Raw genomic sequence first — 15,586 nt, forward strand, 5'->3', positions numbered from 1 at the left:
CGATTTCCCGCAGGTTGACCAGCTCCCCGCTCTTGCCCGGGAAAGCCATCCCCAGTTCACGGTCCGACAGCTGGCTGCCCTGCGCGCCCTTCAACCCTTCGAGCCGGCCCTCGACCACCAGCACCTTCAAATGCCCGCCGGACAAATCCTGCTGCGGCAAGTAGGCACGACTGGTGACCAGGCCTTTTTCGATGTAGAGATCGGTGATGACTTTCAGCAACTCGTTGAGCTGCGTGACACCCAGGCACTGACCGATATAAGGCTTGAGCAGGCGATCTTTCTCGCGGTCCGAAAGACTGTCGGCGCCTTTGAGCTCGATGTCCTTGATGGGAAAACAACGGGCGTCGGCCGGGGCCGTCGGTGGCGCGGGTTTGGCTGCCTTGCCGGGTAATTCCTTGAGCTCCTCGAGACGCCGACGCTGCTCGTCGAGCAAGCGGTCCTGACGTTCGCGGATCAGATCGGTTTCACCGGGGGTGGGGGCAGCGTGAGCAAGATTCAGCGGAGAAAGGCACAGCAAAGCCAGGCACAACCTCGCCACGAGGGCGGGTGGGTACATGTTCGATCCCTCGAGATGGAGAGTAGTAGCACAATAGTGGCGCGATATTAGATGGCCATTATTCTGGCGTCAATGAATGGATCCATTTGAGAAGGTTAAGGGACGACTTGTAATGGCTAAATCGGGCGCTTCCGACGAGAGTGCAGGACATTTCCCGATGTGGTGTAGAAAAATGCTCACAACGCCGAGGCGCTGTAGTCCGCAGAGAAAAAAGCCGAGAGCTAAACGGCGGCAATCTTGCGCCTGGTCCGGGCCCTGGCGCCGGTTTTCTTCTTGTCGCCCTTAGCGTCGACCTTTTTCTTTTTCACGCCAACGGCTTTGCCCGAGGCTTAGAGCTTTTTCGGACCGCCGGGGAAATCGGGACAGACCTTTAAATAAACCGAAGGAGCACTGCGCTCTCTTAAAAAAACGTGGTCTGTCGCTGAGGAATCCGCCCCTTTTTTCTGCTCAAAGTTCCAGTGTTCTGCGTATTTTCACCCGTAGTGGCGGTACTGGTGATCACACTGCAACGCGCAACATCTTTATTTCTTGAGACTTACCATTCATACAGATTACACCTGCCACCAAAGACCCTCTACTCATTGCAGCCTCTATTTTCATAGAATATCCAATAGTCTCAGAATCAAGCTTCAGACATTGAATCAGGGCTTTTAACCAGGATGTCGAATACTGCACATGCGGGCCTAATGATGAATTATCTAACTGTAACCCACCTTCATCATCAAGAATCTTCAACCCAAGAAGCAAGGTCACTTCCCCATCGACCTCAGCGAATCCCAACTGATCGTTATTGAAGTCCCCGCCATACCGGCCTGGAATCAATACAGCGCCATGCCTTTGCACTAAGGACTCAAATAGCCGACTTCGAATTATCGCTTGCTCCGACTGATTATTCATAATAACACTCCTGAGCCAATTAGAAGCTCACTTCAGAAAACTGTAAACAGGATCGTAATTAGTCAGGGGTTTAACCGGAAGCCACTCAACAGGTATGTAAGGTGTGTCAACCCGGACTTCATAACCATGACGCCAGGCAATTTTTGCATAAATCACGCCAAAAGTAGAAATCAGACCTTCGGAAAAGCCACTTTCAATGCTGAGTCTTTTCTTTATTGAAGCCGGTGAGGTTAACTCTATCAAAGCAGCTTCTATTCCTGCTACATCACCGTTCGCAAGCGCCATAAAGAAATCATTATCCAGCAAAAACATTTTTTTCGGCCCTTTTGGTGGATTGGCATTCATCCGCAAGCAACGCTCGACTATTTGAGGAAAGTCTCCTTTGACTGCCAAGATTATTTGATAGGCTAAAAAATCTGCGGTTGTCGTCGACTGAACTCTCTTTTCGTCAATAATTTCACTACTGTGACAAAACCAGTCAATGAGTGAAACGTTATCCGAGACAAGCGCCCTCATAAAGTCCATTGTTTTTGGAAGCAAATTCATTTTATCGCTTTGAAGCATAAACTGGTATTTATGCAGACATTCAGAGACGTAAAACCAGTTTTTCATAACATCAAGATCGGCGACTTCAAACCACGCATATATGCCTTTCGCGAAAGCATACGACGAAAGCCTTCCTGCACATGCAACAGGATCACCTAAATTGCTTTCAATATTGACTACATAGCCATCCACATCAAACCCACCATCTAGATGAGATTTGGTGTGCTCCAGCCTGTCTTTAGCCCTCGCCTTCCCCGGGCCATAACTCTCAAATAAATTCACCCCGGCAACCTCACTTCAACTTCGCCATTATTAATTGACCTGAACTACGATCCACACCCATAAGCCCTTTTATCAAACTACCATTCTTCAAAGCATTATCAACCGCTTTAAAAGCACCAGAACTTTTATCCAATTTATCTAGTACCTTGTTGATCCAGGCATCTGACATCTGAACGATATCATCCGCCCCTTTACTCAATGAGACGCCTCCATTTATTTGCTTCGAGTCCAGCACGATGACCGACTTACCATCAGCACTGAGATAAACATGATCAAACCCGTTATTACTACCATATTTACCGCCCTCTAAAGCCTGTAATCCTTGACGCTGAGCCACCGACTCGACCAGCTCTTCAGTAAGAACACCAGTGCGGTCAACGCCCGTAGTGATTTGCGCTGCCAGCGTTTTTTCAGCAGATGTCAAATCGGTAATAGCATAGCTGTTTGCATTAAGCTTCGTTGCACTGACATAACCTCCCACCGTCGGCTCGATCGCTGCCAGTTCATTGATTGCAGGAACCCCTGAATTGATTGTAGGAGGCCGGTTAGTCGATCCTCCCGTGCCGGTATCCAGGTTTTTCGTGGTCTTGATTTCCAGCTCGGCAACTCGCTCGCCAAGTTCAGCACTGTCCTTGACCAGCATTTTACCCAGGGCTTTGCTCGATACCTCGATCCCTACTTTTGCTAGCGTCAGTCCCGCTTTAGCAGCACCACCGACACCGGTTACCACGCTACCCACGGTGTAGATCAACAGACCTAGATCGCGTCCCAACTGGACCGCCTGATCGTCCCCACCGGTTTCAAGCGCCAACGTCATCCGGTCGATGCTGGCCAATAGGCTTTTCGTAGCCTCCTCGCCAAGCCTGGCGCGTACATCCGGACTGTTGACTGCTGAAGCGAGCCCCTGCAGGCCCTCGATTGGATGAGCCAGGAATTGCGACAAGCCTTCGACATCTTGCAGGCCAGCTTCAGCAATCCCCAAGCCAATACCGCCAGTCGTAAGTGCATCTTGCTTTAGCGAGATACCAGCCCACTTGGCTATGACTTGTGCTTGGGCTATCAACCCCTCGCTCTTGGCTTCTTCCAGCTCCTTTTGCGCCTGCACATACTGCTGTGTCGCCAACCAGTTGTTATCGACGTTCGCCGTAGCCGCGTTATTGGCAGTAGCCGCACCATTCGGGTTACTCATGGCCGCAATACCGGTCACCAGGCTGGTGATGATGTTGCGTTTGGCTTCACGCTCTATAGCGGTTTCGTTCGGATCGGAGTCTGCAAACAGCCCCGCCAGTAAGCTGGCGGCAGAACCACCCAAGGCGCCGGCCGAGCAGCTCTGGCTGCTGGCCGCCGCGCCGGCACAACCAAGAATCGCATGCAGCGCCGCGTGCTCAGGGCTGCCCTCCTTCAGGCCCTTTTTCACCAGTTCGCCGATGTACGCCGAGCCTTGTTGCTGGACGTAGTTGACCACCATGTTTTGTGCGAATTGGGCGCTGCTGCCGCTCACGTTGCCGCTGATACCAGCGACCAAGGCTGTTGCGATTTGCCGGTAAGTGCCGCCTGCGCCCCAGTTTTCGTCGATTTCCCGGATCTGCTGCTTGAGCACCTGATAATTCTCGAGATGCTTAATCTGATCGGCCTCTGACATTCCCGGAGTATGTAAAAGCGTCCTTTCCTTCTCGGCCTGCTCCTTCATCTGGTCGATTTCCCGCGCACGGCTGTCGATGTACTGGGAAACGTTCTGCACAAACTTGCCGACGATCTCGAAATCCACGCCAATTTCTTGTGCATCGAAAATCGGTTTGAGCTTGTTACTGCCGTCACGATCACTGGAGACATCGGTATTGATCGCGGCAATTGCTTGCTCTGCCGTTTGACCGGTCAACTCCTGTTGCTTGGCAGTATTGGTGATAGTGACCGCTGCGCCGCTGATCCCGCTGTGGGTGGTGCTGCTGGAACTGCCACCGGCGTACAGCACAACCGGGGCGGAAACGTTCACCCCGCCTTTATTCGGCGCCTTAGGTCCATTGGGGTTGGCCGTCGCATTGACGTTGCCTTTAGCATCAAGGCCTATTTCACCTCCGTAGCCACCGCTCAGGTTAATGCTGGTGGCATCGTACTCAGCCTTGTTCTTGACGTCGGAGCTGGTCAGTGTCCCCGTGTCCAGGGTGTTTTTGCCGTCAGCAACTGCTTTATCAGTACTGGCAATGACCGCGCCCTTGAGGTCGGTATTGCCTGCGACTTCGACCTGGAAGCCACCATCACCGGCCTTGATCCCTGATTGTTCGCTGACACTGGCGTAATCGCTTTGCATATGTTGCGAGGAAACGCCGCCACTGATACTGCTCATTCCGGCACAGATCGGTGGAACACAGATACTGACACCGACGTTTGCGCTCGATTGTTTGGAGGTATAGGTGCTGGTGTCCTGCAGGCTCTCAATGTTTAGATCGCCACCCACTTTGACCTTCACCTGGTCAGCGGAGACGACCCCACCTTTGATGTTGGTGTCCCCACCGCTCTCCAGTTTGACGCTGTTGCCACCCTTGATATGCGTATTGGTTTGAGTGACGTCGTCGCCGTCCGCCATACCACGTCCCGCATTGGCCGCCAGCTCGAACGAGATGCCGTTTTGCGCCCCACCAAATCCGATCCCGATTCCGGCACTCCAGCCAGAATTGCCATTGGTGCTTTCCTGATGCGCCGTGTTTTGCGCCGACAACAAGTTAATCTCACCGTCAGCCTTGAGGCTGACATCGCCACCGCCCTCGATCCGGCTGCCGACTACGTTGATATCACTGTTCGCGCCATCACCAGTGGCAACGACCTTGACGTTACCGCCAGCCACTACATCGCTGCCCACTACATTGCGACCGCTTTGGCTGCTGTCACTATGACTGCGGCTGTCACTGAGATTGACGCTGATCTTGATCCCGGTTTTCGGGCTCTCCATCAATGCCTGACCGGCCTCCAAAGCCTGATTAGCACTCATGGTCGCATTCACCGCAGCCAACGCGACCATCCGATCATCACTGGTTTTCTGCGCCGCTTCGCCCATCTGCTGAATGCCACGCAAGGCATCAAGCAGCGGAATGCTCACCGTTCCGCCGATGGCCGTACGGCTGGTACTGGCCGTTTTGGTGGATTCCATGGAGTCGAAACCGGCCTCGATATCGACATGCTTGGCGGTAATGCCGATATCCCCCTGAGGCGCGACCAACTGGCTGGCGGTCTGAGTATAGTGGTCTCCCGCCGTCAGGCTGATATTGCCGCCCAGCGATGCGATCTGGCTGCCCGACTGGCGGGTAGAGGTGAATTCATCGGTTTCTTTCTGTTTGAGGATCCCTGTCGCCCCCTGCCACCAGGAAGTGCCTACTTCACCGACTTTTTTGCTGCCGGATTTGGAGCTTGAGGTTTCGGTGTTTTCCGCGCTGGTGATCTCCAGATTACGACCGGCATTGATACCGATGTCTTTGTCGGCCACCAGAGTACTGCCTTCAACGGTCGTGTCGCGGCCGCTCTTGATCTGAATGCTGCCGCCGCTGATATCACTGCCGATACTTTGGGTTGAGGTTGTTTGTCCTTGTTGCGATTTTTGCGTGGAAGACAGCCACCCCGTGACCGCCATACCAGCCTTGCTGGAGCTCTTAGACTGAGTAGTTGTTTGCGTTTCTTCTGCGGCGCCAATCAACACATCGTTGCCCGCGTTGAGTTTCACTGCTTCTTCAGCACGTAGCGCCGCGGCTTCCAGCGAGATGTCGTTATCGGCCTTCAGCTCGATGTTTTTTGCGACCAGTTCGGTACTGTTCAAGCGGGTCTGCGTGACTTCCGAGCTGCTGGACTTGCTTGAGGACCAGCCCTTTTTAGACGAGGCGTTGGCCTCGCTGGCGTAGTCTTCGGCAGCATGCAGATTGATGTCGCGGCCAGCGGTAGCGAGCAATGTTCCGTCGCTGTTCAGCTTGGCACCTGTGGCGTTGAAATCCTGCCCGGCAGAGATCACCAGCTTGTTCCCTGCCTCGACACTCGAACTGACAGACATGACGCTGTCGGTTTCAGTCATCGTCGACTTTTTCCTGCCGAATGAACCCTTCTTGGTTTTCGAGTAGTAGGAGTAATCAACGTTGTCCGCTGTCTCCAGGTTCACATCATTGCCAGCGAACAGATAAGCCTCATCCCCTGCACTCACTCGGCTGGCGATCAGGTCCAGATCCTTGCCCGCACTGAGGGTAATGTTGCCCCCCGCATTGACAGTGCTGGACACCTGACTGACATGGTCTTCCCGGCTGGTGATTTTTTTGTTTTGACTAAAGGAATGCTGTTCATCCGCAGCCGAGGCCAGCGTCAAATCGCCTACAGCGCTCATGCTCACATCGCGCTTGGCGTCGATCTGACTCGCAATGACAGTAAGATCCCGTCCGGCATTGATCTTCAGGCTCTGCCCCACATCAACGCTTGAACCATATTGGGTGATGGTTTGCTCGCGGTTCACGCCACGTTCATGGCTGACGACCTGCTCGGCGGAGGTAATGTTGACGTCACGACCGGCGTTGATCGTGGTGTCGTTAGCACTTTTCAGGACCCCGCCGACGTTATTGAAATCGCGCCCGGCGTTGATCGTCAGCGTGTTGGCTGCCTCGATCCGGGCGGCGCTGTCGACGACATCAGTGTGGAATCGGCTGCTACCGGCACGGCTGTCGCCACCGGTGACGGTACGTTCGTTGATCACGTCGCCCCGAGTGGCGGTGAGCGTGACGTCACGGCCGGCGATGATGCCGCCGGCCTTGTTGACTATGTTGTTGCCGGCTTTCAGGTCGAGGCGATTGCCGGCTTCCACCAGACCGCTGTTGACCAGGTCGTTGGTGGCGGTGGCCGACAGGTTGTTGGAAGCACGCAAGGTGCCGGCGTTGTTCAGGTCTTTGCCGGCGATCAGGGTTACGTCGCTGCCCTGGATCAAGGCACCGTTGGCGGCCAGACGGTTGTTGGCATTGGCCAGATACAGCACCGGTACCAGCACTTGCTCGCCGTTCACCACGACATTTTCCATCCAGACAATGTCATGGGTCAGGGCTGCGACTTGTTCGGAGGTCAGGCTGACGCCCAGCGACAGGTTGAGCTCTGTTTTGCTGGCGACGGCATTGTTCATAAGGTATTTGAACAAGCCTTCGTCGCTGGTCTGGCCATCGATAAATCGCTGACCGGTACGAGCCACTACCGCTTGCTGGATCAGGCGTTGTTCATAAAGGCCATCGCCCAGGCGCTTGGCACTTTTGTCGGGGTCATAGCCCAGGTTCGACAACAGGTAGTCCGAGCTCATGAATTGCTTGAGGTCGGTGAGTACCGGGTTGGTTTCTATCAGGTATTTCTGGGGTTTGGACTGGCCGCTGCTGGCCGGCAATCCTTGGACACGATTGATGGTAAAGGCCGTGGAGCGACCCGGCAGTGCCGAGCCGGTTGAATTGGCAGCAGGTGCGCTGACGTTGATCGCGCTGGCGCCGACGCCCACGTTCGACGCCACATAATCAACGGGCTTCAGGTCAACGCTGCTGGCGGAGGCCTGAGTGTTGATGACCGGTAGAATGTTCCGTGGCTGGACGCTGGAAACCGGTTGCTCACGCTGGGTCGTGCTGACGCTGCCGCCGCCCATGGTCCAGCTTTGCGGACCGCTGGCTATTGGCGTGCTGCTGTCCTGGCCGCTCAGGCGGAACAGGCCGTTTTGCCCGGTGGGCAGAGCGAAGCCGGGCAAGGCCAGCGGGTTCACTTGCTGCTGCGCAAGGTTGGGGGGTAGTTGCTGATTGATATTAATAACGGTCGGTGTATTGCCATTGGTCTGGGTCGAACCCAGGCGCGAACCGTTGGGGTTCAGCGCCACGCCTTCACGCACCACGCTGTTAGTCAGGTCTTGCGTAGCATTGATGGTCACTTTTCCGCCTGCCTGAACCACGGCACTCGCGTACGTCGACGGGCTCTGGTAGGTAATCACCTCATCGAAAAATTGAGCGTTTTTGACCGCGTCTGGAGCGGCGGTGCGCACCCCATCGCTGTAGTGTGCTGGGGCAAGATTGTTAGGAGCGTCATCAACATGAACTATGCCAAAGGAGGTGTAGGGATTATCCCCGCGACCTCCAGGCTTCGAAATTATCGTGAACATGGACTCGACATTGGAAGCGCTCCAGGCATGCAAGCTGGGACGCTGGTATTGATTATAGTAAGCGGGATCATTGGCGGCGTCGTAGTTCATCACCGCCTCCCAGAAAGCCATATTCTGAGTTGCGTTGTTAGGTAAGTTGAATGAACGCCGCACGCTGTAATCGCCTACAGACGCGCCTCGGTTGGTGAATGTCTGCAGGTTCAGGGTCAAGTCGCCGCCGGCGCTAACCGTCGAGGCCTGATTAAGAAGCTCCCCTCCGTTGGCCAGAAAGTTTCTCCCGGCCGTCATACTGGCTGATGCAGAATCCTGAACGATCTGAGACGAATAGTTTTCCACCCAGACCATATAACCGTCTTCCTGATAACCCACGTATGGAGCGAACGCTGCACAGGTGTAACACCGCACCCCGACATAACCTGAAACCAATCCCCCAGTAGCCTCGAACACATCCTTGCGGTTCTCGATATGGTCAACGTTCAGGGTTATATCCTGAGCACTTTCCATCGTGGCCGAGATATTGGAGAACGACTGGCTGCGACCGCCATTGTCATCCCTGGCGAGATTGATGCTGCCCAGGCTGTACACATCGGCATAGCGGTTGGTGAACGTGTTGGCCCTCAGCGCCATGTCTTTGCCACTGAAGATCAGGCCGTTCTGGTTCAACAGAGTGGCAGCCTTAAGTCGCACATTTTCGCTGCCACCGAGAGTCCCGAAGTTATTCAGGTATGTTGCCGTGACGTCCAGATCGCCCACGGAGCTCACGCGTCCGTAGTTGTTCAGGGTGCCCGCGGACAGGGTGGTTTTGGCCCCCCCGGTGATTTTACTGTTGGTCACCAGGTCGATCTGGCTGGCGCTCAGATTCATGTTTCCCTGGCTGCTCAGTCGGCCATTGCCACCGTAGTTGCCGCCTAAGGTCAGCTTCATGCTGCCATCACTGGCAATCAGGCCATCGTTGTACCAATTGCCGCCAGTCCCCACGAGGCTGTCCGAGGCCAGCAGTTGGCCGCTCGCCGTCTGGCTGAAATTGTTGACGTTGACGTTCAGGCGCCCGGCCTGGATGACGTTGCTGTTGGTCCAGCTGTCGGCGTTGAGGGTCAGGCCGCCGCGGGTGACGATAGTGCCGCCGGCGCCGGTGACGTTGGCGGTGGAAATATCGAAGGTGCCGTTACCCACGTGCAGCAGGCTGCCGCCACCGTTGAGGAAACCGCCCACGGCCATGGTCAGGTCAGTGTTGGCGCTTTCCAGCGTGCCGTTGCGGTTGTCGAACAGGCCACCGATCTGGAAGCTGGTTTTGCCTTTGTCGCCAAGGGCGCGCAGTTGACCGGTCTGGTTGTCGAGGCTGGCAGCCTTGATGGCCAGGGTACCGTCGCTCTCGATGATGCCCAGTCGGTTGTTCAGGGCGCCGCTGAGGTTGAGGTCGATCTGTTGACCGGCGATCTGGCCGTCATTGTCGCCGCTGTTATCAAAGTTGTTGCCGGTGACGTTGACCTTGCCTTTGGCGTAGAGGCCGCCGTTGCGGTTGTCGAAGTTGCCGGTGACGACAGTCGCGTCGCCGCTTTGCGCAGCAATACGCCCACCGTAGTTGTCGATGCCGGCCAGTGCAGTCAGGTTCAGGCGCTCGGCCTGGGTGACGCCGCTGCGGCGATTGTTGTTCAGGTCATAGCCGTTTTTCAGCACGCCGGTCAGGTTGGCCGTGAACGCTGCTTGCAGGCTGGCGAGCACGCCGCCGCGGTTATCGAGATTGCCGGCCTTGATCGACAAGTCACCGTCTTTGGCGACAATGCGGCCGCTCTGGTTGTCGATATCGCCGCCGATGGTGAGGTTCAAGGCCCCCTGGCTTTGCAGGGTGCCCTTCGCGTTGGCGAGGCTGGCAGCCTGGATTTGCAGGTCACCATTCTGGCTGTAGATCTGGCCGTCGGCGCTGTTCTGCACCGTACCGCCCGTGGTGATGGTCAGTCGGTCATTGGCCGCGATAGTGCCGAGATTACGGTTGTCCAGACCACCGGTGAGCAGTGTCATCAAGCCTTGGCTGGCGATTTGACCGCCCTGGTTATTGATTTGCGTGGCGCGTTGCACCAGCAATGGGCCGGCGCTGGCCAGTTTGCCGTTGGTGTTGGTCAGGGCACCGAGCAGGTCCAGGGTCACGGCACCGTTGCCGATCAGATTGCCGCCGGTGTTATCCAGTGTGGTGCCGGTGAAACTGAGGTCCTGTTTTGCGTTGACGGTGCCGCCGGCATTACCCAAGGTCATCGCCTGCATAGTCAGGGTCGCGCCGCTGTCGATCAAACCGCCCTGGGCGTTGTTCAGCAGACCACTGAGGGTCAGGGTCTGGTTGCCGCTGCTGGAGAGAATGCCGCCGTTGCTGTTGTCCAGGCTTGCTGCGTTGACGCTCAGGTTTTTTTTGCTGACCAGCGCACCTTCACCGCTGTTGAGAATGGCACCGCTGACGGTGACGGCCACATCGCTGTCGTGACTCGACAATGTGCCTTTGTTGCGGTTGTCCAGGCTGTTGCTGGTGAGGCTCAGGCCTTGCCAGCCGGAGAACAGACCGCCCTGGTTGAGTACCGTGTCGGCGTTGACCGTCAGCAGGTTATTGCTGATCAATTTGCCGTTGTTGTTGTTATCCAGTGCGCGGGCCGTCAGATCGAGGCTCTGGCTGCTGGAGATTTCGCCGTTCCGGTTGTTCAGGTCGCGCAGGTGCTGGAGGCTCAACAAGCCTGCGGTGGTGATCAGGCCGGCGCTGTTGTTCAGGTCCCCGGTGGCCGCTCCGAAATCAATGGCAATGGCGCTGCCCAGCAAAGAACCGTTCTGGTTATTCAGGCCGCTGCTGTTGATCGTCAACCCTGTGGTGGCGTTGATCAGCCCTTGATTCTGGTTAGTCAACAGCCCATCGAGGTTGAGGTCGAGATTGCCACGACTGGTCAGGGTGCCGCCGCTGTTGTCCAGGCTGGCGGCTTTGACGTCGAGTGCTGCAGCGGCGATCAGGCCTTTGAGGTTGGTCAGTGCCTGATCGATGCGCAGGGTCAGGTTCTGATTGCTCAGCAGTTTGCCGTTGCTGTTGTTCAGGCTGCGGGCGACGAGCGTGAAGGCCTCGGCGCTGGAAATTTCACCGCCGTCATTATTGATGTCGGTGAGGTTTTTGAGCATCAGCAATGGTGCGCTGATCAGGCCATTCTGGTTGTTCAACTGGCCTTGGTTCAGATCCAGTGTCAGAGACGTGTTGCTGAACAGTTGCCCGCCTTGCTGATCCAGGCCGGTGACGCTGGCAGTCAGGGCACCAACACTGGCGATACGACCGCCATCCTGGTTGGTCAGTTGGGTGGTGGTCAGGTCCAGACTGGCGCCGCTGTTCAAGCGACCGGTGTGGCTGTTATCCAGCGAACCGGTGTTGACGATCACCGTGCCTTTGCCGCTGATGCTGCCGTTATTGCGGTTGTCGAGGCTGGCACTGTTGAGTGTGATGCCAGCATCAGTCACGATCTCGCCGCCCTGATTGAGCACGGCGCCGGTGGTGGTCAACGTCAGCGGCCCTGCCGCGGAAACGCTGCCCAGGGTGTTGGTCAGGCTGGCGGCCGTGACCCCGAGTGTACCTTCAGCGCTGAGCAGGCCCTGGCTGTTGTTCAGGTCCCCCGCGAGATCGAGGACCAGGTTTTTCTGACTCAACAGCGAGCCGCCACTGTTGTCGAGATCGCGGCCGGTCAGTGTCAGGTCGGCCGTGCCCGAGAGCAGGCCTTTGGCGCGGTTGATGATATTTTCGACTGTCAGGGACAGTGCACCTTCAGCGAATACCTGGCCGCCATCGCTGTTGTCCAGACGGTTACCGATCAGGGTCACGTTCGACTTGCTCGACAACTCGCCACCACGGTTGTCGACCGATCCGACGTTCAGTTGCAGCGCATTGGTCGCGCCGACCAGGCCGCTGTTGCGATTGTCGAGGCTGGTACCGGTCAGCGTCAGGCCACCGGTGGCAATCAGTTGCCCACCCTGGTTGTTCAAAGTCGCAACGTTGGCCGTGACATCGGTTTTACCGGCGATCTGGCCACGGGTGTTGTCCAGGCTATCGGCGCTGAGGTTCACGTCACCGTCAGCGATGAACGTGCCGTCCTGATTGACGATCTGACCGTCCACCGTCATCCCGAGGGTGCCATGACTGCTGATCAAGCCGCCGGTGTTGTCCAGACGCGCGCTGTGCACCTCCAGGGTCTGTGCGGAAATCAGGCCCTTGATGCTGGCGAGCAGTTGATCAATGTGCAGCGTCAAACCCTGATTACTGATCAGCTTGCCGTTACTGTTGTCCAGGTTCTGGGCGGCCAGTGTGAAGGCCTGGTCACTGGAGATTTCACCGCTCTGGTTGTTGACGTCCTTGAGGTTTTTCAACATCAGCAACGGTGCGTTGATCAGCCCGTTCTGGTTGTTCAGTTGGCCGTGATTCAAGTCCAGGCTCAGGACGGTTTTGCTGAACAGCTGACCGCCCTGCTGATCGAAACCGGTGACGCTGGCGGTCAGGGCCTTATCGCTGGCGATTCGGCTGGCAACACCGTTGCTGACTTGGGTCGCGGTCAGGTCGAGGGTATCGCCGCTGATCAATTGGCCGCCCTGAGTGTTGTCGAACGTACCAGTGGTGACGGTGGTCGCGTTCTTGCCGCTGATCAGGCCGTTCTGGCTGTTGTTCAGGCTTTGGCTTTTGAGGGTCAGGCCGCTGTCGGTGGTGATCGACCCGCCCTGATTGTTCAACACTCCCGTTGTCATCAGCGCCAGCGCACCGGCACTCGACACGCTGCCGCGGGTGCTGTCGAGGCTCGCCGCGTTGACCGTCAGGGTACCTTCACTGCTGATCAGGCCTTCGATGTTGCTCAGCGCATTGTCGAGGCGAATATCCAGCCCAAGCTGAGAGACCAGGCTGCCACCGCTGTTATCCAGGTTCTGCCCCGTCACTGTCGTGGCGCCCTTGCCGAACAACAGTCCCTTGGTCTGGTTGATGACCTGCGCCACTTTCAGGCCCAGCTCGGTGCCAGCCAGAATCTTGCCGTTGTCGCTGTTGTTCAGGCTTTGGCCTTCGATGGCCACATCAACGGCGCTGGAGATTTCGCCGCCGCGATTGTCCACCTCATCGACGTTGAGTTTCAGCGCTTTTGTCGCGCCTACCAGTCCGCCGCTGCGGTTATCGAGCCCGTTGCCATTGAAGGTCAACATTCCTTGAGCGACAAGCTCACCGCCTTGGTTGGTGAACTGCGCAACCTTGGCCGTCAGATCGGTTTTGCTGGAGATACGGCCGCCGCTGTTGTCGACGCTGGCCGACTCCAGTTGCACCGGCCCCGACGCACTGAGCAAACCGTCGCGGTTATCCAGATGAGTGCCGTTGAAGTTGAGGGCCGCCTGGCTGTTGAGCAGACCTTGCTGGCGGTTATCGAGTTGTCCGACGGTCAGTTGCAGGTCTTTGCCAGCGCGTACTTTGCCGGTGCGGTTGTCCAGCGAATCGCTGCGTAGGGTCAGCTGATCCTTGCCGGTCAGGCTGCCATTGCGGTTGTCGAGGCTGCCGGTTTGCAAGTCGACCACGCCTTTGGCGCTCAGGTCGCCATTTTGGTTGTCGAACAGGCCATTGATGCGTGCGGTGAAGCTGCCGTCGCTGACCAGACTGCCGTCATGGCTGTTATCCAGGCTGGCGGCGCTGATGCTCACACTCTGACCGGAACCCAGCACACCGTTCTGGTTATTCAGGGCGCCGATCAGGCCGATGTTCAGGGCAACGTCGCCGGTCACCTGGCCGTCACTGTTGTCCAGCGTCGTGGCGGTGAGGCTGGTGTTGCCAGCGCTGGAGACTTCGCCCTCGTGGTTGTTCAGGTGGTCGAGATTCGCCGTGAGATTGCCATTACTGGTGATGACGCCCTTGGTGTTAAGGACCTGTGTGGCTTTCAACTCCAGAGCGCCGCTGCCGAGTACCCGGCCGGTGTTTCGGTTGTCCAGCGTTGCGGTGGTGATGCTGGTTTTCTGCTGCCCGCTCACCGTGCCGCCCTGGTTGTTCAGGGTCTGGCTGGTGTTGACCGTCAGGTTGCGGCTGGCCACCACGCTCTTGCCGATGTTGTTGAGGTTCTGCGCATTCAGGTTCACATCGCCGCTGGCATTGCGGCTGGTGTCGGCGTTGACCCCGGCTTCGATGATGCCGTTGTTGGTCAGCACACCGCCGACGCTCAGGGTGATGCTGTCCCGGGCGGCGAGGGTTTGCTGGTTGGTCAGGTTGCCCTGGGTTTGCACGTTGACGGCGGTGCCGGCGTAGACCGGGCCGCGCGCATCGAGGCTGGCCGCTTTGACGTTCACGGCGCCCGCCGCAGAAGTCTGCGCAAGGCTGAGATGGCCATTGGCATCAAGCTGGATATCACCACCACTGGCCGCCAGGTTGCCGTCGAGCTTCACCCCGACCCCGGCCTCGGTACCCACCAGTTTGATCGCCCCGGCGTACATGCCGCCCAATGCCGAGGAGTCGATGGCCAGCCCCGGTTTACCGCTGCCGTCATCGGCGCGGGCAGTGGCGTTGAGGCTGTCGGCGTTGACGTCGTTGCGACCGGCAACGATGGTCAGGTTGTTCGCCAGGATCTCGGCATTGATCTTCGCGCTGCGGGTGATGATTTCGAAGCGGTCGACGTTGTTGGCGTTCAGCCCGGCGCCGTCGATAGTGACGCTGCCCTGATCGACCTGGAAGCGATCCAGCCGACCGTTGTCCAGCACCGGTTTACCGGTGGTCAACGTCACGCGCGGGGTGTTGATGAAGCCGCAGCCATTGCAGCTGATGCCATACGGGTTGGCGACGATCACCCGCGCCGACTGCCCCGCCACTTCGGTGTACCCGCGCAACTGGCTCGGGCTGCCGCCGACCACTTCGTTGAGGATGGTTTGCGCGGCGACCCCGTTGGTGAGGTGCGGGTTGCCGACAATGATCCCGCCCAGTTGCGTCGCGCCGGTCTGCGCGGCGACGTTGTTGAGGATCACGCCCTGGGTGCCGACGTTGTAATCGTGAAACTGGTTATGCGACAGGCCCGTGCCGTTGGGCGTGGCGATCTGGACGATCGGCACGCCGTTACCGGCCTGGCCGAGGCTGGTGCCTGGCGTGGCCACCACAATCCCGTCGGCCTGGGCCCACATCGGCTGCCAGAACATGACGTTGGCCA

Annotated in this window: 4 protein-coding genes; all 4 read right to left on the reverse strand. The window is 57.4% G+C overall.

Annotation, left to right across the window (positions count from 1 at the left end; translation table 11 throughout):
- Nucleotides 1-556: POTRA domain-containing protein (locus PMI21_RS11235; RefSeq protein ID WP_007939401.1), on the reverse strand; the 556-nt coding region annotated here is incomplete at its 3' end.
- A gap of 498 nt (nucleotides 557-1,054) precedes the next feature.
- Nucleotides 1,055-1,453 (reverse strand): hypothetical protein, encoded by a 399-nt coding sequence (locus tag PMI21_RS11230; RefSeq protein ID WP_007939402.1) that lies wholly within the window; start codon nucleotides 1,451-1,453, stop codon nucleotides 1,055-1,057.
- A gap of 27 nt (nucleotides 1,454-1,480) precedes the next feature.
- Entirely contained in the window at nucleotides 1,481-2,281 is an 801-nt protein-coding gene (locus PMI21_RS11225; protein WP_007939403.1) for an Imm49 family immunity protein, read from the reverse strand.
- Nucleotides 2,282-2,291: 10 nt separating this feature from the next.
- A partial coding sequence (locus PMI21_RS29905) for a hemagglutinin repeat-containing protein (protein WP_007939404.1) occupies nucleotides 2,292-15,586 on the reverse strand: 13,295 nt, incomplete at its 5' end.

Source organism: Pseudomonas sp. GM18 (genome assembly GCF_000282195.1).
Classification (GTDB): domain Bacteria; phylum Pseudomonadota; class Gammaproteobacteria; order Pseudomonadales; family Pseudomonadaceae; genus Aquipseudomonas.